Origin of the sequence: Actinomycetospora lutea, from assembly GCF_028737205.1 — a bacterium.
GTDB classification, from domain to species: Bacteria; Actinomycetota; Actinomycetes; order Mycobacteriales; family Pseudonocardiaceae; genus Actinomycetospora; species Actinomycetospora lutea.
Genome location: NZ_JAQZAL010000013.1, coordinates 127,556 through 148,379 on the forward strand (window position 1 = coordinate 127,556; position 20,824 = coordinate 148,379).

At 74.0% G+C, this 20,824-nt stretch carries 22 protein-coding genes; 8 read left to right on the forward strand and 14 right to left on the reverse strand.

Annotation, left to right across the window (positions count from 1 at the left end):
• The first annotated feature begins 3 nt into the window (after nt 1–3).
• A complete protein-coding gene (locus PHK61_RS16040; protein WP_274281996.1) occupies nt 4–1,923 on the forward strand; it encodes an aldolase/citrate lyase family protein in 1,920 nt (639 codons plus the stop codon).
• Here PHK61_RS16040 and PHK61_RS16045 read toward each other — a convergent pair.
• The 5 genes from PHK61_RS16045 to PHK61_RS16065 form a co-directional block, all read right to left on the reverse strand.
• On the reverse strand, nt 1,920–3,536 hold the full coding sequence (locus PHK61_RS16045) for a serine/threonine-protein kinase (protein ID WP_274281997.1): 1,617 nt from the start codon (nt 3,534–3,536) through the stop codon (nt 1,920–1,922). The two genes, PHK61_RS16040 and PHK61_RS16045, sit on opposite strands and share 4 nt — an antisense overlap.
• A 77-nt stretch (nt 3,537–3,613) precedes the next feature.
• Nucleotides 3,614–4,468, reverse strand: a complete 855-nt coding sequence (locus tag PHK61_RS16050) for a siderophore-interacting protein (RefSeq protein ID WP_274282048.1) — start codon at nt 4,466–4,468, stop codon at nt 3,614–3,616.
• A gap of 245 nt (nt 4,469–4,713) precedes the next feature.
• Entirely contained in the window at nt 4,714–5,922 is a 1,209-nt protein-coding gene (locus PHK61_RS16055) for an amidohydrolase family protein (RefSeq protein WP_274281998.1), read from the reverse strand.
• 10 nt (nt 5,923–5,932) lie between these two features.
• Complete coding sequence (locus PHK61_RS16060) at nt 5,933–6,265, reverse strand: hypothetical protein (protein WP_274281999.1); 333 nt, start codon at nt 6,263–6,265, stop codon at nt 5,933–5,935.
• Entirely contained in the window at nt 6,252–6,662 is a 411-nt protein-coding gene (locus PHK61_RS16065) for a Rieske (2Fe-2S) protein (protein ID WP_274282000.1), read from the reverse strand. The genes PHK61_RS16060 and PHK61_RS16065 overlap by 14 nt, the downstream gene beginning before the upstream one ends.
• Before the next feature lie 57 nt (nt 6,663–6,719).
• On the opposite strand from PHK61_RS16065, the gene PHK61_RS16070 reads away from it, so the two are divergent.
• Together PHK61_RS16070 and PHK61_RS16075 are read left to right on the forward strand one after the other, a co-directional pair.
• The gene (locus PHK61_RS16070; RefSeq protein WP_274282001.1) at nt 6,720–7,613 is read left to right on the forward strand and encodes a LysR family transcriptional regulator; all 894 of its coding nucleotides are present in this window, start codon (nt 6,720–6,722) and stop codon (nt 7,611–7,613) included.
• Nucleotides 7,614–7,681: 68 nt separating this feature from the next.
• On the forward strand, nt 7,682–8,158 hold the full coding sequence (locus PHK61_RS16075; protein WP_274282002.1) for a protein-tyrosine phosphatase family protein: 477 nt from the start codon (nt 7,682–7,684) through the stop codon (nt 8,156–8,158).
• Here the strand turns inward: PHK61_RS16075 and PHK61_RS16080 are convergent.
• Nucleotides 8,097–8,678, reverse strand: coding sequence for a TetR/AcrR family transcriptional regulator (locus PHK61_RS16080; protein ID WP_274282003.1), 582 nt, complete (start codon nt 8,676–8,678; stop codon nt 8,097–8,099). The two genes, PHK61_RS16075 and PHK61_RS16080, sit on opposite strands and share 62 nt — an antisense overlap.
• A gap of 333 nt (nt 8,679–9,011) precedes the next feature.
• On the opposite strand from PHK61_RS16080, the gene PHK61_RS32060 reads away from it, so the two are divergent.
• Complete coding sequence (locus PHK61_RS32060; RefSeq protein ID WP_420791398.1) at nt 9,012–9,569, forward strand: oxygenase MpaB family protein; 558 nt, start codon at nt 9,012–9,014, stop codon at nt 9,567–9,569.
• Between the two features lie 3 nt (nt 9,570–9,572).
• On the opposite strand, the gene PHK61_RS16090 is transcribed toward PHK61_RS32060, so the two are convergent.
• The 4 genes from PHK61_RS16090 to PHK61_RS16105 form a co-directional block, all read right to left on the reverse strand.
• Complete coding sequence (locus PHK61_RS16090; protein ID WP_274282005.1) at nt 9,573–9,926, reverse strand: hypothetical protein; 354 nt, start codon at nt 9,924–9,926, stop codon at nt 9,573–9,575.
• A 273-nt stretch (nt 9,927–10,199) separates the two neighbouring features.
• Nucleotides 10,200–11,282 (reverse strand): LLM class flavin-dependent oxidoreductase, encoded by a 1,083-nt coding sequence (locus tag PHK61_RS16095; protein ID WP_274282006.1) that lies wholly within the window; start codon nt 11,280–11,282, stop codon nt 10,200–10,202.
• The gene (locus PHK61_RS16100) at nt 11,283–11,894 is read right to left on the reverse strand and encodes an isochorismatase family protein (protein ID WP_274282007.1); all 612 of its coding nucleotides are present in this window, start codon (nt 11,892–11,894) and stop codon (nt 11,283–11,285) included.
• Nucleotides 11,891–12,553 carry a GntR family transcriptional regulator gene (locus PHK61_RS16105; RefSeq protein ID WP_274282008.1) on the reverse strand — a complete coding sequence of 221 codons (663 nt, stop codon included), beginning with the start codon at nt 12,551–12,553 and terminating at the stop codon, nt 11,891–11,893. Before PHK61_RS16105 ends, PHK61_RS16100 begins: the two co-directional genes overlap by 4 nt.
• A gap of 99 nt (nt 12,554–12,652) precedes the next feature.
• Here PHK61_RS16105 and PHK61_RS16110 point away from each other — a divergent pair, with 99 nt between their 5' ends.
• Nucleotides 12,653–13,543, forward strand: coding sequence for an isocitrate lyase/PEP mutase family protein (locus PHK61_RS16110; protein ID WP_274282009.1), 891 nt, complete (start codon nt 12,653–12,655; stop codon nt 13,541–13,543).
• A 4-nt stretch (nt 13,544–13,547) separates the two neighbouring features.
• Here the strand turns inward: PHK61_RS16110 and PHK61_RS16115 are convergent, their stop codons facing one another.
• Genes PHK61_RS16115 through PHK61_RS16130 form a run of 4 tightly spaced genes read right to left on the reverse strand, consistent with a single transcriptional unit; the run spans nt 13,548 to nt 17,259 of the window.
• Nucleotides 13,548–14,069, reverse strand: a complete 522-nt coding sequence (locus PHK61_RS16115; RefSeq protein ID WP_274282010.1) for an HAD family hydrolase — start codon at nt 14,067–14,069, stop codon at nt 13,548–13,550.
• A gap of 12 nt (nt 14,070–14,081) precedes the next feature.
• Nucleotides 14,082–14,597, reverse strand: coding sequence for a DUF305 domain-containing protein (locus PHK61_RS16120; RefSeq protein ID WP_274282011.1), 516 nt, complete (start codon nt 14,595–14,597; stop codon nt 14,082–14,084).
• Nucleotides 14,598–14,620: 23 nt separating this feature from the next.
• A complete protein-coding gene (locus PHK61_RS16125) occupies nt 14,621–16,297 on the reverse strand; it encodes a class I adenylate-forming enzyme family protein (protein ID WP_274282012.1) in 1,677 nt (558 codons plus the stop codon).
• On the reverse strand, nt 16,297–17,259 hold the full coding sequence (locus tag PHK61_RS16130) for a cyclase family protein (protein ID WP_274282013.1): 963 nt from the start codon (nt 17,257–17,259) through the stop codon (nt 16,297–16,299). The genes PHK61_RS16125 and PHK61_RS16130 overlap by 1 nt, the downstream gene beginning before the upstream one ends.
• A 126-nt stretch (nt 17,260–17,385) precedes the next feature.
• Between PHK61_RS16130 and PHK61_RS16135 the strand changes: the two genes are divergently transcribed.
• Genes PHK61_RS16135 through PHK61_RS16145 form a run of 3 tightly spaced genes read left to right on the forward strand, consistent with a single transcriptional unit; the run spans nt 17,386 to nt 20,796 of the window.
• On the forward strand, nt 17,386–18,132 hold the full coding sequence (locus tag PHK61_RS16135; RefSeq protein WP_274282014.1) for a Crp/Fnr family transcriptional regulator: 747 nt from the start codon (nt 17,386–17,388) through the stop codon (nt 18,130–18,132).
• Nucleotides 18,116–19,744 carry an acyl-CoA dehydrogenase family protein gene (locus PHK61_RS16140; protein WP_274282015.1) on the forward strand — a complete coding sequence of 543 codons (1,629 nt, stop codon included), beginning with the start codon at nt 18,116–18,118 and terminating at the stop codon, nt 19,742–19,744. Before PHK61_RS16135 ends, PHK61_RS16140 begins: the two co-directional genes overlap by 17 nt.
• A complete protein-coding gene (locus tag PHK61_RS16145) occupies nt 19,744–20,796 on the forward strand; it encodes an alpha/beta fold hydrolase (protein WP_274282016.1) in 1,053 nt (350 codons plus the stop codon). The genes PHK61_RS16140 and PHK61_RS16145 overlap by 1 nt, the downstream gene beginning before the upstream one ends.
• Nucleotides 20,797–20,824 lie beyond the last annotated feature (28 nt).

The window sequence follows — 20,824 nt, forward strand, 5'->3', positions numbered from 1 at the left end:
CACGTGAACGGGCTCTTCGTGGCGACGCCGTCGCCCGCGCTGGTCGAGATGGTCGGCGCCGCCGGGTACGACGTGGCGATCCTCGACGCCGAGCACGCGCTGGTCTCCCCGGACACCCTCCAGGAGATGATCCGCGCCGCCGAGGTGTCCGGGGTGGCGCCGTGGGTGCGCGTGCCCGAGCACGACCCGGGATTCGTGCTGCGGGTCCTCGACGCCGGCGCGACGGGGATCGTCGTCCCGCACGTGCGGTGCCGCGCCGACGTCGAGGCCGTCGTGCGCGCCGCGCGCTACGCCCCTGAGGGTCTGCGGTCGCTGAACTCGGGGCGCATGGTCGGCCACGGCCGCACGGAGCTCGCGACGCACGTGGCGCAGGCCAACCGGCGCGTCAGCGTCGTCGCCATGATCGAGGACGCCGAGGCGCTCGAGGTCATCGACGAGATCGTCACCACGCCCGGGCTGGACATGGTGCTCGAGGGCGCCGCCGACCTGTCCCAGTCGCTCGGGGTCCCGTGGCAGACGCGGCACCCTCACGTGCGCGCGGCCGTCGACCAGGTGCACGCCGCGTGCGCGCGCCACGGCGTGCGGTTCTGCGCGATCCCCCGCGTCCCCGCCGACCACGCCCGCTGGCAGGCCCGCGGCGTCACCGACGTCGTCCTCGGCGAGGAGCGCTCCCTGGCCGTCCGCGCCTTCCGGTCCCGTGTGAGCGAAATTCCCGGCTATTGCCGGGAATTTCGCTCACATGCCCAGGTGATCGCGGACGCGGTCGACGGTCCGGAGCCGGTGTGCCTGTTCTCCTACGACCTGCGCGCGCTGCAGGAGCACGCGAAGGCGGTCGTCGCCGCCCTGCCCGACCGGTGCCGCATGTTCTACGCGGTCAAGGCGAACTCCGACGAGCGTGTGGTCGCGGCGCTCGACGGGATCGTCGCCGGGTTCGAGGTCGCGTCGGGCGGCGAGCTGCGGGTGGTCGGCGACGCCGCCCCGGACGCGTCGGTGCTCATGGGCGGCCCGGTGCCCACCGACACCGAGCTCGCCGCGGGCGTCGCGGCCGGCGTCACGCGCTTCCACGTCGAGAGCGCGCTCGGGCTGCACCGGCTGTCCGACGCCGCGACGGCCGCGGGCACGACCGCCGAGGTCCTCCTGCGCGTCAACCTCGCCGGCCCGTTCCCGGCGGCCACGATCGCGATGGCCGGGCGACCGACGCAGTTCGGGATCGACGAGTCCGCCCTGCCCGAGGCGATCGCCGCCGTCGCCGACCTGCCGGGCGTGCGCCTCGCCGGCTTCCACCTGCACTCGCTGTCGAACAACCTCGACCCCGCCACCCACCTGACGATGCTCGGCCACTACCGCGACGCCGTGCTGGCCTGGGAGGAGCGCTTCGGGGTGCGGGCGGAGGTCGTGAACGTCGGCGGCGGCATCGGCGTCGACTACGCCGCGCTCGACACGCCCTTCGACTGGCCGGCGTTCTGCCGCGGCCTGCACGACCTGCTGAGCACCTTCCCCACCCATTGGCGCGAGGTCGACTTCGAGTGCGGGCGATTCCTGGTCGCGCGCTGCGGCGTCTACGCCGCCGAGGTGCTCGACGTGAAGCACATCCACGGGCAGGCCCACGCCCTGGTGCGCGGCGGCAACCACCACTTCCGGCTGCCCTCGTCATGGGCGCACAGCCACCCGTTCCACGTCGTGCCCGCCGACGCGTGGCCGGCGGGCCGCCCGCGCCCGGAGGTCGCCGGCGAGGAGGTCACGATCTGCGGGGAGCTCTGCACGCCGAAGGACACGCTCGCCCGCGCGCCCGTCGAGCGCCTGCGCGCCGGCGACGTCGTCGTGTTCGAGGCGGCGGGCGCCTACGGCTGGGACATCTCCCACCACGACTTCCTGCGCCACCCGCACCCGGAGCGCGTCTTCCTCGCCCCGGAGGACGGCTAGCTCCCCTGGCGCTGCCCGTCGATCTTCCAGATGCCGTCGGACTCGACCAGCCGGAAGACGGTGCGCTCGTCGACCTCGCGCCCGTCGGCGTAGCGGTAGGTCACGGTCGCGTCGACCTCGTCGCCCCCGGCGGGCGACACCCCGCGCACCGTGACCTGCTCGATCGTGCTCCAGAAGCCGCGGTAGCCGTCGAAGCCGCCCGCGGTGCCCTGCTGGAACGACGGCGTGAGCCGCTGCCAGCCCTCGTCGAGCCGGGTCGGGATCAGGGCGTAGTAGTCGATCACGGCCTGCTGGCGTGCCTGGTCCTCGGGGCTGCCGGCCAGCGTGCCCGATCCGCCGCCGCTCCCGCCCGCGGTCGACCCGCCCGCGCTCGGCGCGCCCTCGTCCCCGGCCTGCGGCGTCGCCGTGCTCCCCGGCACCGAGGCGCCCGGCCGCCCGCCCGGGGTGCCGAGCAGGGCGACCACCGCGATCGTCACGACCACGGCGAGCACCGCGGCCACCGCCACCACCCACGGCCAGCGCCGCCCGCGGGCCTCCTCGACGTCCGGCGCGGCGGCGGGTGCGCTCTCGGCGACCGGCGCCGTCGTGGCCGGACGGGTGTCCGGGGCGGCCGGCGGCGGATCCGGGGCGGACCCGGGCCCCACGGCCGCGACGGGGCGGGGTGCCGCGGCGACGGGTGCCGGGGCCGGTGCGGGAGCCGGTGCGGGAGCAGGTGACGGCGCGGCTGGCGCGGTCGGCGCCGCGTCGGGGCGGGCCAGGATCGGCGTCACCGGCCCCTCCTCGGTGCCGGCCTCCGCGGACACGAGGGCGGCGAGGTCGTCGCGGAGCCGCTCCATCGTCGGGCGCTCCTCGGGCCGCGGCCGCAGCAGCGCCTCGACCAGCCCGGACACCGGCCCGCGACGCTCCGGCGGCGCGTACTCCCCGGACGCGACGCGGTGCAGCACGGCGAGGGGGTTGTCGCCGGACCCGAACGGCGGCGCGCCCTCGAGCGCGGCGTAGAGCGTCGACCCGAGCGAGTAGACGTCGGAGCGGAAGTCGGCGGTGCCGCCGCGCGCGACCTCGGGGGCCAGGTAGGCCGGGGTGCCGGCCATCATCCCGGTCGAGGTGAGGGTGACGTCGTCGACGGCGCGGGCGATGCCGAAGTCGGTGACCTTCGCCCGCCCGTCCGCGGCGAGCAGCACGTTGCCGGGCTTGACGTCGCGGTGCACGATCCCGGCCTCGTGCGCGGCGGCGAGCGCGTCGGCCACCTGGCGGCCGACGCGGGCCACGCGGTCGGGCGCCAGCGGCCCCTCGGCGGCGAGGACCTCGGCGAGGCTGCGCGACTCGAGGTACTCCATGACGAGCCACGGCCCGCCGGCGTGCTCGACGACGTCGTACACGGCGATCGCGTGCGGGTGGTGCAGGCGGGCGATCATCCGGCCCTCGCGGAAGACGCGGCGGTGGGCCTGCTCGCGGGCCTGCTCGTCGGCGCCGGCCGGCAGCGAGACCTGCTTGAGCGCGACCTCCCGGCGCAGCCGCTCGTCCTCGGCGCGCCACACGACACCCATCGCGCCCTGCCCGACGCGCGCCAGGACGCGGTAGCGATCGGCGATCAGCTCGCCCTCGTCGGCCACCCGCCACTCCTCGCCTCGTCCCGCCCGGTGTCGGGAGTCTGCCCGAGACGGGCGGCGATCATGTGGGCGACGTCGGGTCAGACCGCCGGGAGCCGGAAACCGCCGGTCATGAGCTCGTAGCTCATCTCGTGGACGTCCTGGGTGGTGACGAGGTCGATGCCCCGGCGGGCGGCCTCGGCGCGGGCGGCGCCGAACGTCGCGTCGGAGTCCTCGTGCGACCGGCCGCGCGTCCAGTAGCGGATCGCGTGGCAGTGGCTGCGGGCCAGGCCGCGGTCGAGGCGCAGGTGCTCGCGGATCGCCTTGACCGCGTGCCCCTCCCCCGCGACCCAGGCGGCGACGCCGGCGGTGACCGCGCATCCGCGCACGGCCTCCTCGAGCGTGCCGCCGAGCGTCCGGTGCACCCAGGTGACGGGCCGCGCGAGGGCCAGCTCGTCGTCGGGCTCGGCGACCTCGACGACCGTGCGGACCTCCAGCTCGGCCGGCAGGGCCTCGTGCAGCGCGGCGATCGCCGGCAGCGCGGCCTCGTCGCCGGCGATCAGGACCGCGCGGGCGTCGGCGGGAGGTGTCCAGCCGCCGCCGGGGCCAACGACGCCGACGGGGTCGCCGGGGCGGGCGGCGCAGGCCCAGCGGCCGGCCGCCGAGTCGCCGTGCAGCGCGATGTCGATGGTCATCTCGCCGCGGGCGGTGTCGAGGCGGCGCAGCGTCATGCTGCGCGCGTAGGGCCGCGGACGGTCCGCGGGCCAGACGAGACCCGACGGCCCGGCGACCGGCAGGGTCACGTCCGCCCCGGGGTCGCCGAAGAGCAGGCGGACGTGCGCGCCCGGAGCCATCGGTTCGACCGAGTGCAGCGCGTCGCCGCCCAGCGTGACGCGTCGCATCCGGGGCGTGAGCTGCGACGACCCGGTCACGCGCAGGCCCGGCAGCACCGCCATCCTCGCCACGCGCTCACCTCCCGATCGCCCGAATGCGAGGAAGGCTAGCCTCACCAACCTCGATCGAGCCACCCCGGGACCTGTCCGGGGCGCCGAACGGGAGGCCGGGCACGCCGACACGCCGACGGCGTCCGGGAACACACCGAACCGGGCACTCGGACGCAGCCGGCGTGTCGCGTCCGCGAGCGTGTGGCGATCCTGGCGTCACATGCCAGCGATGCCGCATCGCTCGCACCGGTGGTGCGTCAGAGGCCGAAGACCTTGCGCGCGGTCTCGCCGAGAATGTTGCGTTTCGCGTGGTCGTCGAGGAACGGCAGCGAGGCGATGCGACCGGGGACGTCGAAGTCCCAGTGCGGCCAGTCCGACGAGTACATCAACGAGTTCGGGGCATCGATCGCGCGCAGCGTCGCCTCGAGCAGCGCGTCGTCGGTCCACTCCATCGGCTGCGACGTGTAGTACATCTCGCGCATGTAGTGCGACGGCGGCTTGGTCAGCAGCGGGGCGTCGGACTGGCGCATGTAGTACTCGTGGTCGAGCCGCTGCATCATGAACGGCACCCACGCGAGCCCGCTCTCGATCCAGATCGTCTTGAGCCCGGGGAACCGCTCGGGGATCCCGTTGATGACCCAGTTGGTCATGTGGGTCATGTTGCAGGTCACGAAGCTCATGGCGTGCGCCGAGAGGAAGCGGTTCATCGTCGACGTCATCGAGTCGGCCTGGTTGGGCCCGGCGTGGAAGCCGATCGGCAGCCCGCGCTCCTCGAGCATCCGGTAGAGCGGCATGTAGGCGTTCCGGTGCACGCCCGCGTGGCGCTGGCTGGTGACGAGGAAACCGATCACGCCGGGGTGGTCGGCGAACTCCTCGACGGTGGCCAGGCACGCGTCGGGGTCCTCGAAGGGCAGGCCGAGCATCGTCCTGACCCGCGGCTCGCGCGGCAGGATCTGGCTGGTGAACCAGCGGTTGTAGGCCTGCAGCAGCGCGCTCGCGACCTGCGGCTGCGGGTGCAGGCCCGTCTCGAGCATCGGCTGCGGGAAGACGACCTGCAGGTCGATGCTCATCGCGTCCATCGCCCGGCGCACCAGCGTCACGTCGCGCTCGGCGCCCGAGGCGGCGCCGGGGGTCTCCTCGGCCAGTGAGGCCTGGTGCGGGATGCGCCCGGAGACGTCCTGCATGGTCAGCCCGGGCGGGTGGTTGTGCAGGGCCAGGTGGGAGGCCTGCGGCCAGTTGCGCATCATCTGGTGCGCGGTGTCCTTGAGCACCGGGGAGTCCAGGTACTCGAGGATCTCCGGCCACGAGTCGAGCTCCACGTGGTGGGAGTCGACGTCGACGATGAAGTACTCGTCGAGGCCGTAGCGCTCGGTGTCGCGGGCGGCGTTCGCGAGGATCTCGCGGCTGTCGGTGTGGGTGGTGATCTCCTGCGTGGGCAGGCGACGCACCCCGTCGTCGATGGTCATGACGTGCTCCTCATCGCTGGTCCAGCTCCCCTATCGGCGTGCTCCCCTGATCGCTGCGTGTCCTCGAGAACCACAGGGCGAGGTCGAAGGGGTTGAGGTCGTGCGCCTTGAGCGCGGCGGTGGCGAGGACGACCGACTCGGTGGGGGTCATGTCCGTCCCGCGCACCGGCTGCGCGTCCTCCTCGACGCCGACGGCGTAGAGGCGCGCGGCGACCGCGACGAGGCGCCGCGCGACATCCGGGTCGAGGGCCGCGATCGCCCCGTCGCCGAGGCCGGCGTCGACCTCGGTGGTCAGCTCGTCGACCAGCGCGGTGATGCGGGTGGCGCGCTCAGACCGAGACACGGATCCGCCCGCCCTCCTCGCCGACCGTCACCGGGCGCAGCGCGTAGTCGGGCCGGCCGGGATGGCGGCCGGTGGTGACGTCGTACTCGAAGCCGTGCCAGGGGCAGACGATGTGCATGGAGTCGTCCTCGAACGCGAGGCCGAGGCTGCGCTGTGCGTCGTCGAGGCGCTCGCGCACCCGCGAGACGATCCGGCCCTGGCAGGCCGGGCCGCCCTGGTGCGCGCACCGGTTCTCGTAGGCGTGGAGGCGCCCGCGGAAGCGGAAGACGCCGACGGTGACGGCGTCGGCCCCCTCCCCGAGGGTGACGACGAGGCGGCCGCGCTCGGCGATCTCGTCGCTCGCGCCGACGTCGTAGGTGCGGCGCGGCGGGGCCGAGCCGTCGAGCGTGGTGGTCATGCGACCACCGTGCGCCAGGCCACAACCCTTGTAAAGTTCAGGTATGTGGGCTGATACATGAGCAATCCTGCGTATTCGCTCCGGCAGCTCACCTACTTCGTCGCGGTGGCCGAGGCGGGGACGCTCGCCGGCGCGTCGGCGACGCTGCACGTGTCGGCGTCGGCGCTCTCGCTGGCCCTCGACGAGCTCGAGCGCTCGCTCGGCGCGCAGCTCACCGTGCGGCGCCGCGCCCACGGCATCCGCCTGACGCCCGCGGGCCAGGAGACGCTGCGCCGGGCGCGCCGGCTGCTGCGCGAGGCCGGCGAGCTCGCCGACGCGGCGGCCGGCGACCCCGGCGAGGTCGCGGGCACCGTCCGCGTCGGCTGCTACACGACCCTCGCGCCCGGCCTGCTGCCCGCGGCGATCGGCCGCTTCACCGCCGACCACCCGCGGGCGCGCGTCGAGTTCCTCGAGCGCTCGCAGGACCTGCTGGTCCGGGGCCTGCTCGAGGGCGAACTGGACGTCGCCGTGCTCTACGACCACCGCCTCGACCCGGCCCTGGAGCTCACCCCGCTCTCGGCGAACACCCCCCACCTCGTGCTCCCCCGCGGGCACCGGCTGCTGCACGGCACCGCGCCGGTCGCGCTCGCCGACCTGGCCGGCGAGCCGATGGTGCTGCTCGACCTGCCGCCGAGCTCCGAGCACGCGCTCGGCGTCTGCCTCGGCGCCGGCCTGTCACCCCGCGTGCGCTACCGCACGGCGAACGCCGAGACCGCGCGGGCGCTCGTCGGGCAGGGGCTGGGTTTCACCGTGCTCGCCCAGGCCGATCCGGAGGCGGGGCGGCGCGAGGAGGTGGTCGCGGTGGCGATCGCCGAGGAGCCCGCGCCGCTGCCGATCGTCCTGGCGTGGTCGGCGCAGGTGGCGCCGACCGCGACCGCGCGGGCGTTCGCCGCGGCCGTCCGGCCCGCGTGACGCGCTGCGGGCCGACCGGCGGGTCGCCAGGATGGACAGGGACACGGGCACGGCGGGGAGGACCTCCGGTGGACGATCTGCGGGGCGACGGGTACGTCGCGGCACACCTGCGAGACGATCTCGACGAGGAGCCACCCCCATGGCCGCCGCACGAGATCGTGCCGGGGATTTGGCAGTCCGGGAGCCCGGAGCCGGGCGAGCACTGGGACGCCGTGTTCGACCTGCACGGCGCCGCCCCGCCGCTCGAGGACGTCGAGTTCTACCTCCACTGGATCATCGAGGACGGCCCGGCGCCCGACTTCACGACGCTGCGCGGCCTCGCCGACCTCGTCGACGACATGCGCAACGACGGCAAGCGCGTGCTCATCCACTGCGCGGCGGGCATCAACCGGTCGGGCCTGCTCTCGGCGGCCGCCCTGATCCGCGGTGGCCAGGATCCCCACGAGGCCATCGCCCTCGTCCGCACGGCGCGCCAGGGCGCGCTCAACAACCCGAACTTCGTCGAGATGCTCCACGACCCGCGATGGACGCCTCGCTCGCGGTGAGCGCGGTCAGCTCGTCGAACAGCGCCAGCAGCTCGCCGACGTCGGTGGTGCCCAGGCGCTGCTGACGCCCAATGAGCACCGCGAGGGCGAGGTCGGCGAGGCGACCGGCGCGCTCCTGCTCGACGTCGGCGGCGACGAGGGCGTCGAGGACCACGCGCCGGCGCTGCCCGTCGACCCGCTCCTGCACGACCGCCACGCGCGGGTCGCCGTGCGCCCACGAGCGGATCGCGGTCTCGGCCTCGTGCGGGAAGGTCAGCGCGAGGTGCTTGAGGACGTCGAGCCGGCCCTCGGGGTCGGGCTCGCGGGCGGCGATCTCGGCGAGGCGGTGCGTGTCGACGGCCTCCCAGTGCTCGAGCAGCGCGTCGACGAAGCCGTCCCACCCGCCGAAGTGGTGGTAGAACGACCCGCTCGTCACCCCGACGGCCCGGCACAGCGCGGCCAGTCGCAGCCCGGAGCGGCCCCGACGCGCGAGCAGCGTCATCGCGGCGTCGAAGAAGCCCTCGCGGTTGGTCACCGTCACGCCACCACCCCCTTGCCGAGCGAACGTAGCAGCTCCTATGTTCCAGCGAACATAGGATTTGTTACGTTCCCGAGGGGGCGACCGTGGACCGTCACGCCTGGCTGCGGCGCATCGCCGCGCTCGACCCGGCCACGCCGGAGGAGGCCGAGGAGATCCACCGGATCACGGTCGGGATCGAGTTCCCGTGGGACGTGCGCCAGGCGCTGGGCCTCGCCCTGTTCCGCACCTACGCGGTGCCGTCGGTGGGCGGGCTACGACGACACCGTCCTGCTGCTCGGCGCCACCGTCGACCGCGGCTTCGACGACCCGGACTCGCGCACCGCGATCCGGCGGATGAACCAGATGCACCGCCGCTGGGGCATCGGCCACGACGACATGCGCTACGTGCTCGCCACCTTCGTCACCCCGCTGCGCTGGCTCGACGCCTTCGGGTGGCGCCCGCTGCACCCGCACGAGCGTGCCGCGGCCGTCGCCCACTACCGGACGCTGGCCCGGCACATGGGCATCCGCGACGTGCCCGACGACGAGGCCGGCTTCGCGGCGCTGCTCGACGGCTACGAGGCCGCCCGCTTCGCGTACACCGACGGCGGGCGCGAGGTCGCCGACGCGACGCTGGGCCTGCTCTCGACGTTCCCGCCGTTCCGTGCCCTGCCCGGCGCGGTGGCGCGCCGGCTGACCACGTGCCTCATGGACCCGCACCTGCTGCGCGCGCTGCGCTACCCCGTGCCGACGCGCGCCGAGCGGGCGGCCGCGCACGCGGGGATGCGCGCGCGGGCGCTCGTCGAGGGCCGCCTGCCCCCGCGGCGCGCGATGGTCACGGTCGCCGACCTGCGCGAGGTCCGCTCCTACCCCGAGGGGTTCGACCTCGCGCGGCTCGGGACGTTCGGGTAGCGCTCAGACCGTGGTGCGGCGCGGCAGGTCGATCCCGTCGGTGTAGTGCTCGGCGGCCGCGCGCAGCCACAGGGCCCGGCGCTCCTCGGCGTCGGGCTCCGGGAAGCGCTCGCAGACCCGCGTGCGGCCCGGGGTGGCCTCCTCGCACGGCCCCCAGACCTCGGCGTACTCGACCTGGCCCGCCATGGTGAGGGCCCGCGCGAGCACGACGGCGTCGTCGTGGCTCTCGCTCCACCCGAGGCTGCGCCAGCCCTCCTCGTCGGGTCGGTGGCCCGGCGGGTCGGACCAGCCGCGGACCTCCCACTCGAGCTCGGCGTGCTGATGGCGACGACGGTCGGACAGCGGACGCTCACCCATGACGATCACGCTCCTCGCGCAGCTCGGCGACGAAGGCGGCCCGGTCGCCCGAGGGGTGCGGCGCGACGAGGTCGTCAGTGCCCGGCATACACCTGTCGTTCACCTCCGTCGAGCCGACGAACCGGTCGTTCCGGTCGACGCGGGAGGGCGAGGCACGGACCGCGGACGATCGTGACCGAGCCGTGACCTCCGGCGCACCCACGAACGAAACGAACGCGCCGTTCGCTGCTCCCAGCGCAGCGAACGGCGCGTTCGCTCCCTCGGTCGGACGGCTCAGGCAGGCGCCAGCGGCTGGGCTGCCTCCGTGAGCAACGGCTTGACGCGCTCACCGAACTTGGTGACGCCGTCGACGAAGTCGGGCCAGGTCAGCAGCGCGCCGTCGACGCCCGTGGTCACGGCGATCTCGTCGAACTGGGCCGCCACGCGCTCGTAGCTCCCCTTGATCACCGGCAGCGAGAGGAACGCCATGTTCCCCTCGGCCGCCGGACGCTCGAGCGAGGCGAGCAGCTGGGCGGAGGTGCCGTCGGGGTTGGTGTCGAGCGAGGCGCCGGTGGTCATGTAGCTGATCGCCTCGAGGTCGGCGTTCGCGACGATGTGGTCGCAGAGCCGGTCGGCCTCCTCGTCGGTCTCCTCGGCGATCACGCAGTACAGCGCGAAGGTGCCGACGTCGCGGCCCTCCCCCGCACCGAGGTCCTTCACGCCCGCGGCGATCGACCCGACCTTCGAGCGCTCGGCCATGATGAAGTTCCGGTCGCCGTAGCGGGCGGTGAACGCCTGGCCCGCCGGCGACTGCCCCGCGCACACCACGGTCGGCGTGTGCACCGGCTTCGGGCGCATGTCGGCCTCGTCGAAGTCGAAGAACTCGCCGTGGAAGGTCGTCGGACCCTCGCTCCACAGCGCGCGCAGCACCTGGACGTACTCGGCGGCGAACTCGTAGCGGCGGTTGTAGTAGTCGTCGCCGGGCCAGAGGCCCATCTGCGTGTACTCGGGCTTGTTCCACCCGGTGACGATGTTGAGCCCGCAGCGCCCACCGGACATCTCGTCGAGGGTCGCGACCATCCGCGCGGCCATGATCGGGTGCGTGGCCAGCGTCGTCACCGACGGGTAGAGCCCGATCTTCTCGGTCACCGCCGCGAGCCCGCCGAACAGCGTGAACGACTCGAGACACTCGCCCCAGAAGTCGCTGGGCCCGCCCGAGCCGCGGTGCTTCATCATCGAGAGCAGGAAGTCCAGTCCCTGCTTCTCCGACTCCTGGGCGATGGCGACGTTGTGGGCGAAGCTCGGTCGGTACTGCGGGCTGCCGGTCGACAGGATGTAGCCGTTGGTGGCGTTGGGGATGAAGACGCCGTACTGCATTCAGGGACCTCCGAGGTTGCTCAGCGCGTCAGCCAGGTCGACGACGTCGGCGTACTTGGCATCGAGATCGGCGAGGTTCTGGTCGTGCAGCGCCGCGGTGCGGTCGGCGCAGGCGTCGCGCACGACGATCGGGCGGAAGCCCGCCGCGAGCGCGTCGGTGGCGGTGGCGCGCACGCACCCCGAGGTCGACACCCCCGCGACGACGACGGTGTCGACGCCGCGGGCGCGCAGGGTCGCGGCCAGCGACGTGCCGGCGAACGACGACGCGTGCTGCTTCGCGACCACCGGCTCCCCCGCGCGCGGCGCCAGGGCCAGCTCGCCCCACCCGCCGGGCGCGTCCTCGGCGAAGCAGGCCAGCGAGGGCACCTTGGCGGCGAAGAAGCCGGCGTCACCCATGTCCGCGGCGAAGCGCACGATCGTCCAGACCACCGGGACGTCGGCCGAGCGCGCCGTCGCGACCAGCTCCTCGGCCGGCCCCAGCACGTCGGTGGAGCCCAGCCAGAAGGGGCCGTCGGGCTCGACGTAGGCGCGGACGAGGTCGACGACGACCAGCCCGGGCCGCGCGCCCCACCCCACGCGGCCGGCGAACGGGGCCCCGTGCGGATTGCTCATCGCTCCCCCACCATCACCGCGCGCGCGTTGCCGAGGTGGCAGCGCATCACCGCGCCCGCCCAGTCGCCGTCGCCGGCCCGCAGGGCCGCCACGATCTCCGCGTGGTGGGCGAGGCTGCGCGCCAGCGAGTCCGGGTCGTACGTGCGGAACGTCCGCGTCACGACGGGCGTGTGCACGACGTTCGCCAGCGCCGCCGCGAGCGCGGGGGCGTGCGCGAGGGCGAGCAGGCGGGCGTGGAAGTCGCGGTTGAGGTCGACCAGCGCGTCGAGGTCCTGCTCGGGACCGGGGGCACCGACCGCGAGCATGGCCCCGGCGAGGGCCTCGAGCTCGTCGAGGTCGGCCGGCGTGGCGTGGTCGGCGGCACGGGCGGTGGCCTGCGGTTCCAGGGCGAGGCGCACGTCGAAGATGCCGTCGAGGTCCTCGCGCGAGAACCGCGTGACGCGGGCGCCGCGGTGGGCCTCGAGCTCGACGAGCCCCTCGGAGGCGAGCCGGGTCAGCGCCTCGCGCACGGGGGTCCGCGAGAGGCCGAGGCGCTCGGCGATCTCGACCTCGCCGAGGTGCGCGCCGGCCGGGAGCTCCCCCTCGAGGATGGCCTCGCGCAGGTCGGCGAGCGCACGCTCGGAGGCCCGGCCCCCGCGTCGCTCCGCTGTGGTCGTCACCGTGCCTCCTCGATGTTGTACGCAACGTAGGGTGCGCCGGCGAGCGCGACAAGGCACGATCGCTCCCAGCCGTCCGCCGTTGTGCACAAGGAGCGCGCCGTGGGAGATCTGCTGAGCCGTCCGGGCAACCGTCGTGTCCGCCTGCGCGAGCTGCTCGACGCCGGGCGCCCGGTGCTCGCGCCCGGGGCGTTCGACGCCCACTCCGCGCGGCTGGTGGAGCAGGCCGGGTTCGACGTCGCCTACATGACCGGCTTCGGCACCACCGCCTCGCTGCTCGGCCGCCCCGACATCGGGCTGCTCGGCCAGGCCGAGATGGTCGACAACGCGCGCCGGATGGCCGCCGCGATCGACATCCCGCTGATCGCCGACGCCGACACCGGCTACGGCAACCCGATCAACGTCATCCGCACGGTCCGCGAGTACGAGCAGGCCGGCGTCGCCGGGCTGCACATCGAGGACCAGGTGATGCCCAAGCGCTGCGGGCACCTCGCGGGCAAGGTCGTCGTCCCGTGCGAGGACATGGAGGCGAAGATCCGCGCGGCCGTCCAGGCGCGCAGCGACCCCGACATGGTGCTCATCGCCCGCACCGACGTGGCCGCCGTCGAGGGGCTCGACGCCGCGATCGAGCGCGCGAAGCGGTTCGCCGACGCCGGCGCCGACATCCTCTTCGTCGAGGCGCCCACCTCCGAGGAGGCCATCGAGACGGTCGCGACCGCGCTCAAGGGGCACCGCCTGCTGTTCAACTGGGCCGAGGGCGGGCGCACGCCCCCGCTGTCCCAGGAGCGGCTCGCCGAGCTCGGGTTCTCGCTCGTGCTCTTCCCGGTCTCCACCCTGCTCGCCGCGGACACCGCGATGCGCGCGGTGCTCGCCCGCCTGCGCGCCGACGGCACCCCGGCCGCCGTGCTCGACGAGATCGGCGGGCTGGACGCCTTCGCCGCCCGCGAGGGGCTCGACGAGATCCGCGACCTGGAGCAGCGCTTCACGACCTGAGCGCTCACGACCCTCCGTCGCGCCGCCAGCGGTCGCCGTCGAGGTGGTCGAGGTCCAGGTCCTCGGCCGCCTGGTGCGCCTCGGGCGAGCGGGCGACGAGCAGGGCCATCCAGAGCGGGTACCGCTCCTGCTGGCGCAGGGACACCTCGTGCTGGCCGGCGATGAGCATCCCCGGCTTGGGCAGGCGACACCAGCAGCGGGAGTGGTCGGGCATCTCCGCGTCGGGGTGGTGCGGGCAGAGCACGACGTGGTCGAGCAGGTTGGCGGCCCGCTCGCGGACGGTCCACAGCGTGCGGACCGCGGTCTGCTCGTCGGTCTCCCCCAGCGCGACACCGCCCTGCTGGCTGAAGCCGATGATCCGGCCGCCCGCGCCCTTCCACAGGCGCAGGCGCTCGACGGCGTCCGGGAAGACCTCGATGTCGAACGGACCGCGCCACGGGCGCCCGAGGTCCTCGGGCGTCTTGCGCAGCACGCCCTCGACCTCGACGAACAGCAGCGGCACCGCGGGCCGCGACGGCAGCGTCATGACCCGGCGATGCTAGTGGAGCAGCCGCTCCATCGCGTCGATCTCGGCCGACTGCGCCGCGACGGTCACCTGCGCGAAGCGACCTAGGGTGTCGTCGGTGCCGGTGTAGCCGCGCGCCATCGCCACGGCGCCCTCGTGGTGGCGGATCATCGTCTCCAGCCAGAGCCGCTCGAAGGCCGGACCGCACAGGGTCGGCAGCGTCGCGAGCGTGGCGGGCTCGGCCATGCCGGACATGGCGTGCGCCCCGTGGTGCGCCGTCACCGCGAGCCCGCGGGCGCGCGCCAGCCCCTGCATCTGACCGACCTCCTCGACCTGCGCGCGGTCGATGCGCAGCGCGATCGCCTCCAGGCCCGGCGAGGCGCCCCGCCCGCCGACCATCGCCGTGAGCGCGAGGGCCTGCTCGTGGTGCGGGATCATCGCGGACAGGAACGCCGCGTCGGGGTCCGCGCCCGGACCGGCGACCGGTGCGTCGGCGCACCCCGCGAGGACCGCGAGGCACAGCGCGAGGACGGCGAGAGCACGGGGCATCCCGCCGATCCTCGCGCAGTGACCTACCGCAGCGCGCGCCGCAGCAGCTTGCCCGTGACGGTCTTCGGAATCTCGTCCATGAGCTCGACCTGGCGCGGATACTTGTACGCCGACATCCGTTCCTTGCAGAACTGGATGAGCTCGTCGGGCTCGACGCTCTGCCCGGGTCGTACCGACACGAACGCCTTCACCGTCTCGCCGCGGTACTCGTCGGGCACGCCGACGACCGCCGCCTCGCGGACCGCCGGGTGCTCGTAGAGCACGTCCTCGACCTCGCGGGGCCAGACCTTGTAGCCGCCGGCGTTGATCTGGTCCTTCTTGCGGTCGACGACGTAGAACCAGCCCTGCGCGTCCATGTAGCCGACGTCGCCGGTCTTGAGCTCGACCGACCCGTCCGGGGCGCGCAGCGCGTTCTGCGTCTCCTCGGGCTTGTTCCAGTACCCCGGCACCACCTGCGGCCCGCGGGTGACGATCTCGCCGACCTCGCCCACGTCGGCGTCGGTGCCGTCGTCGCGCATGATCCGCACAACGGTGGAGAACACCGGCACGCCCACCGAGAGCGCGCCGGAGGCCTCGTCGACCGGCGCCTCCGAGCCCCGCGGCGTGCCGTGCGAGGGCGAGGTGGTCTCGGTGAGGCCGTAGATGTTGTGGATGTAGTGCCCGAAGTGCGCCGAGAACGCCTTGACGGTCGACGGCGGGATCGGCGCCCCACCGGAGTAGATCTTCTCCAGCGACGACAGGTCCTCCTTCACCGCGCCCTCGGTGTTCATCAGCGCGATGAAGACGGTGATCGAGCCCGCGGTGAACGTCGGGCGGTGCTCGCGGATCGCGTCGAGCATGACGTTCGGCTCGAAGCGGTACGCCAGCACGAGCGGCATCGGCACGAGCAGGCAGACCGCGGTGTGCGCCACGACGCCGGTGATGTGGAACAGCGGGGCGACGCCGAGCACCGAGTCCTCGGAGGTCAGCCCGCACCACTCGCGGTAGACGCGGGCGTTGAACACCACGTTGCGGTGGGTGTTCATCGCGCCCTTCGGCGGCCCCGTGGTGCCCGAGGTGTAGCCCAGGAAGGCCGGGTCGTCGAGCTCGAGCTCGACGGGCTCGGGCTCGCGGTCGCCGACCGCGGCCAGGACCTCGCTCATGTCCTCGGTGCCCTCGTGGCGCACCCGCTCCATGCCGCCGAAGAGCCGCGGGTCGTGGCGGGTCTGGAACTCCAGCGGCGAGGTCGTCCACGCGATCCGCAGCGACGGGATCGTCGGCACGACCTCCGCGGCGACCTGGCCGAACAGGTCCTCCTCGGCGAGCAGCGCGGTGGCCTCGCAGTCGCCCAGCAGCGTCGTCAGCTCGCGCACCCGGCTCATCGGGTTGATCGAGACGACGATGCCGCCGGCCTTCCACGTGCCGATCGTCGCGATGAGCACCTGCGGGATGTTCTGCAGGTAGGTCGCGAGCCGCTGGCCCTTCTCGAAGCCGCGGTCGGCCAGCGCGACGGCGAACCGGTCCGAGAGCCGGTCGAGCTCGGCGAGGGTGAGCGTGCCGTCGAAGTACCGGACGATCTCGGTCTCGGGCGCGCGGCGCAGCGAGTCCTCGAACATCGCCAGCGCGCTCGGGAACTCGGGCTCGACGTCGTGCGGGTACTCCGAGCGGTACCGCGGCAGCCAGGGACGCTCGTCGTAGACGGACTTCTCAGCGGTGCCCATCAGCGGATCACCACGGGGTTCACGGGCGACCCGGTCGCCTCGTGGATCTTCAGCGGCGCGGCGGTGTAGAGGAAGTCCCAGCGCCCGTCGGCGGCGCACGCGTCGGCGAGGTCGTCCAGCCAGATGATCTCGGCGAGGCTGACGCCGAGGTTGCGCAGCAGCGAGGCGTGCAGGGGCAGGAGCACGCCGCTCTCCGGGTCGGCGGTGACCTCGTTGGCGATCGTGTCGGTGACGAGGTTGGGGATCTCCTTGTTCTGGAACCACTCGACGAGTTCGCGGGAGTAGGTCAGGCCGGGCTCGATGAAGCCCTCGTAGAACTCCTCCGCAGGTGTCGCGTAGAAGTACTTCAGGAAGCCGGTGCGGACCAGCAGGATGTCGCGGTCCTCGATGGTCACGCCCTGCTTCGCGGCGGCGTCCTCGAGGTCGCGGTGGGTGAAGGTCTCGCCCTTGTCCAGCCAGTCCTTGCCGCGGTGGCGGGCCATGTCGATCAGCACGCCGCGCCCGACGACGCCGCGGTCGGCGATCGGCAGGATCGATGCCCAGCTCATGCCGCCGCCGGTGGTGGTGTCGGCGTGACGCCCGTTCCAGAGCGTGTCGTCGTACCAGGCGTGGCCGAGCGCGTCGTACTGCGAGGAGCCCTGCAGGAAGATCTCGGCCTTGTCGTCGGTGGCGCGGATCCCGCCGGGGAAGCTCGGCCCCTGGCCGGACTCGAAGACGTCGTGGTCCCAGACCATCTCGCGCTTGATGCCCTCGCGCCCCGGGAAGACGGGATCGCCGTGCGGGTGGCCCATCGGGCACTGGAGCGTGAGCACCTGCCCGCTCTTCACGCTCCCCACCCCCCGCAGGACCTGGGCGGCGTCGAGGTAGTTCAGGGCGCCGACCTCGTCGTCGTCCCCCCACTTCCCCCAGTTCTGCGGGGGGTTGTCGCCCAGCAGTTCCCGCATCGACGGGACGTCGCCCATGAGCTCCTCCTCGAGATCACCGTGAGGTCGCCCACGGTGCCCCCTCGCCCCGCGGGCGACAAGGGCGCGCCCGCAGTTCCGCCGCACGCCCTGACCCCTGATCGGAACTGACGCTACGGTTCGACCATGCGGCCGACGGTCCAGGATCTCGTGGAGATCGAGTGGTTCCGCCGGCTGCCGCCCGGGATGGTGGCGCGGGCGACCCAGGAGTGCACGGTCGTGACGCTCGCCCGCGACGCCGTGCTCTACCGCTCGGGCGGGGCCGCCGACGCGTTCTTCGTGCTGCTGCGCGGGCGGGTCGGGGCGTGGCGCGGCGACCCGACCGGGCCCGAGTCGATGCTCTACTTCGTCACCGACCGCCGCCACGAGAGCCTGTGCATGGAGAACGTGGTCGCCGACATCCCGTACTTCGCCACGATGCGCGGGCTGCTCGACGACACCCGGGTCCTGCGCGTCCCGGCGACGCTCCTGCCCTCCATGCTCGACGCGGACCGCGACCTCGGCATCGCGATCGCCCGCCACATCGCCGAGCGCCTGCAGTCCTTCACCGAGCAGATGACCGACCTCGGGTCGCTGCCCGTGGTGCGCCGCGTCGCGAAGTTCCTGCTGGCCGGCCGGCAGCACGGTTCCGACCTCGTCGTCGTCACCCTGCGGCAGGCGGAGCTCGCGAGCCGGCTGGGGCCCGCGCGGCAGTCGGTCAACCAGGCGCTCGCGACGCTCGTGCAGCGCGGCATCATCGCGACGGTCGGCCGCGGCGTCTACCAGATCCGCGATCACAGCGGCCTCGTCGCGATGGCGCGGGGCGGCGCGGCGCCCGGGCCTGGATCACGGGCGCGCGGCGTGGTCGGATCCGCGGGTGCCCGCGACGCATGAGGTCACCAACCAGGTCCCCGACCTCGTCGGCCACGACGTGGCCGCCGATCCCCCGCTGCTCGAGGCGCTCGAGCGCGAGGGCGCCGGGTGGTACCGCGACGAGCTGCACGCCGTCGGCCGGCTCGCCGGGTCGGCCGGCGCGCAGGAGTGGGCGGACGCCGCGCACCGCAACGAGCCCCGGCTGCGCACCCACGACCGCGTCGGGCACCGGATCGACGAGGTCGACTACGACCCGGGCTACCACGCGCTGCTGACCGAGGCCGTGGGCCGCGGCTTCGCGGGCGCCCCCTGGGCCGACGACCGGCCCGGCGCCCACGTGGCCCGCGCCGCGGGGTTCCTGACGTGGTCGCAGCTCGAGGCGGGCCACGGCTGCCCGATCTCGATGACCTACGCCGTCCTGCCCGCGCTGCGCGCCGCGCCCGAGCTGCTCGAACGGTTCGGCCCCGGGCTCACGAGCCGCGTCCACGACCCCGGCCTGCGCACCCCGGAGACGAAGCGCGGCCTGCTCGCGGGCATGGGGATGACCGAGAAGCAGGGCGGCTCCGACGTCCGCGCGAACACCACCGTCGCGCGTCCCGACGGGTCCGACGACACCGTCTACCGGCTCACCGGCCACAAGTGGTTCACCAGCGCGCCGATGTGCGACGTGTTCCTGGTGCTCGCCCAGGCCCCCGGCGGCCTGACGTGCTTCCTCGTGCCGCGCGTGCTGCCCGACGGCACCCGCAACACGTTCCGCATCCAGCGGCTCAAGGACAAGCTGGGCAACCGCTCCAACGCGTCGAGCGAGCCCGAGTTCGACGAGACCGTGGCCTGGCGGGTCGGCGACGAGGGCCGCGGAGTCCGCACGATCATCGAGATGGTCGCCTGCACCCGGCTCGACACCGCCCTGGGGTCGACGGCCGGGATGCGCGCCGCGGTGTCGCGGGCGGCGCACCACGCCCGGCACCGCTCCGCCTTCGGCCGCACCCTGATCGACCAGCCGCTGATGCGCGAGGTGCTCGCCGACCTCGCCTGCGAGTCGGAGGGCGCGATCGCCCTGGCGATGCGGCTCGCCGGGGCGCAGGACCGCAGCGCCGGGGACGCGCACGAGGCGGCGTTCCGGCGGATCGGGGTGACGCTGGGCAAGTACTGGATCTGCAAGCGCCAGACCGCGGTGGTCGGCGAGGCGCTCGAGTGTCTCGGCGGCAACGGCTACGTCGAGGAGTCGGGGATGCCGCGGCTGTTCCGCGAGGCGCCGCTGAACTCGATCTGGGAGGGCTCGGGCAACGTCAACGCCCTCGACCTGCTGCGCCTGCTCGCCCGCGAGCCCGCCACGCTGGAGGCCTACCGCGCCGAGGTGCTCGGCGTCGACGATCGCGTCGACGGCGGGTTCAAGGACGTCGAGGCCGAGCTGGCGGCGCCCGACGAGCGCGGCGCCCGGCGCCTCGCCGAGCGCATGGCGGTGCTGTTGACCGGGGCGCTGCTGGTCCGCCACGCCCCGAGCGCCGTCGCCGACGCCTACGTCTCCTCCCGCGTCGCCGGCGAGGGCGGCCACGCCTTCGGCACGCTCCCGCGCGGCGTCGACACGGACGCGGTGATCTCGCGGCTGCCCTCGACCGAGCGGAGCGCCTGATGGATTCCCTGATGCCCGGCGTGCGCGCCGGCGAGGTCGACGGGCGCATCCGCACCCACTACCTCGAGTCCGGCCCGTCCGACGGCGAGCCCGTGGTGTTCGTGCACGGCAACCTCTCCACCGGCCGGTTCTTCGAGCACCTCATGCCCGGGGCGCCCGAGCGCTGGCGCATCCTCGCCCCCGACATGCGCGGCTTCGGGCGCTCGGAGCAGGCCCCGATCGACGCCACCCGGGGCCTCGGCGACTGGGCCGACGACCTCGTCGGCTTCCTCGACGCGCTGGGCGTCGACCGGCCCGCCCACCTCGTGGGCTGGTCCACGGCGGGCGCCGCGATCGCGCTGGCGGCCCGCGCGCGCACGGTGGCCTCGCTGACGTTCCTCGACCCGGTGTCGCCGTACGGCTTCGGCGGCGTGTTCCGCGACGGCTCGCCGTGCTGGCCCGACGTCGCGGGCTCGGGCGCGGGGGTGGCCAACCCCGAGTTCGTGCAGCGCCTGCGCGACCGCGACCGCGGCGCCGACAGCCCGCTCTCGCCGCGCAACGTCATGAACGCGACCTACTGGGCGGCGGGCCACCGCGAGCCGCCCGAGCGCGAGGACATCCTCGTCGACGAGATCCTGCTGACCAACATCTCCGACGACGGTTACCCGGGCGACGCCGCGCCCTCGGAGAACTGGCCGGGCGCGGCGCCGGGCACGCGCGGGCTGCTCAACGCGCTGTCGCCGAAGTACTGCGACTGGTCGTGGCTGCCCACGCTCGACCCGAAGCCCCCGGTGCTGTGGACCCACGGCAGCGCCGACGTCGTCGTCGCCGACGGGTCGGCCCTGGAGCTCGGCACGCTCGGCGCGGCCGGGACCGTGCCGGGCTGGCCGGGCCCGGACGTGTTCCCGCCGCAGCCGATGGTCGCCCAGATCCGCGACGTCCTCGAGGCCTACCGCGCGGCGGGCGGGCGCGCCGAGATGGAGATGTTCACCGGGTCCGGCCACGGGCCCCACGTCGACGCGGCGGACCGCTGGTCGGCGACCTTCTTCGCGTTCCTGGAGTCGGTGCGCTGACCCGCATGTGAGGAAGACGTGACGGCGA

Excerpts from the sequence above, each read along its gene's own strand:
- PHK61_RS16120 (WP_274282011.1), bottom strand. The coding sequence starts at position 14,597 with ATGCCCCGTGCTCTCGCCGTCCTCGCGCTGTGCCTCGCGGTCCTCGCG.
- PHK61_RS16145 (WP_274282016.1), top strand. The coding sequence starts at position 19,744 with ATGGATTCCCTGATGCCCGGCGTGCGCGCCGGCGAGGTCGACGGGCGC.
- PHK61_RS16130 (WP_274282013.1), bottom strand. The coding sequence starts at position 17,259 with ATGGGCGACGTCCCGTCGATGCGGGAACTGCTGGGCGACAACCCCCCG.
- PHK61_RS16125 (WP_274282012.1), bottom strand. The coding sequence starts at position 16,297 with ATGGGCACCGCTGAGAAGTCCGTCTACGACGAGCGTCCCTGGCTGCCG.
- PHK61_RS16100 (WP_274282007.1), bottom strand. The coding sequence starts at position 11,894 with ATGAGCAATCCGCACGGGGCCCCGTTCGCCGGCCGCGTGGGGTGGGGC.
- PHK61_RS16135 (WP_274282014.1), top strand. The coding sequence starts at position 17,386 with ATGCGGCCGACGGTCCAGGATCTCGTGGAGATCGAGTGGTTCCGCCGG.
- PHK61_RS16055 (WP_274281998.1), bottom strand. The coding sequence starts at position 5,922 with ATGACCATCGACGACGGGGTGCGTCGCCTGCCCACGCAGGAGATCACC.
- PHK61_RS16050 (WP_274282048.1), bottom strand. The coding sequence starts at position 4,468 with ATGGCGGTGCTGCCGGGCCTGCGCGTGACCGGGTCGTCGCAGCTCACG.
- PHK61_RS16095 (WP_274282006.1), bottom strand. The coding sequence starts at position 11,282 with ATGCAGTACGGCGTCTTCATCCCCAACGCCACCAACGGCTACATCCTG.
- PHK61_RS16065 (WP_274282000.1), bottom strand. The coding sequence starts at position 6,662 with ATGACCACCACGCTCGACGGCTCGGCCCCGCCGCGCCGCACCTACGAC.
- PHK61_RS16090 (WP_274282005.1), bottom strand. The coding sequence starts at position 9,926 with ATGGGTGAGCGTCCGCTGTCCGACCGTCGTCGCCATCAGCACGCCGAG.
- PHK61_RS16070 (WP_274282001.1), top strand. The coding sequence starts at position 6,720 with ATGAGCAATCCTGCGTATTCGCTCCGGCAGCTCACCTACTTCGTCGCG.
- PHK61_RS16115 (WP_274282010.1), bottom strand. The coding sequence starts at position 14,069 with ATGACGCTGCCGTCGCGGCCCGCGGTGCCGCTGCTGTTCGTCGAGGTC.
- PHK61_RS32060 (WP_420791398.1), top strand. The coding sequence starts at position 9,012 with ATGAACCAGATGCACCGCCGCTGGGGCATCGGCCACGACGACATGCGC.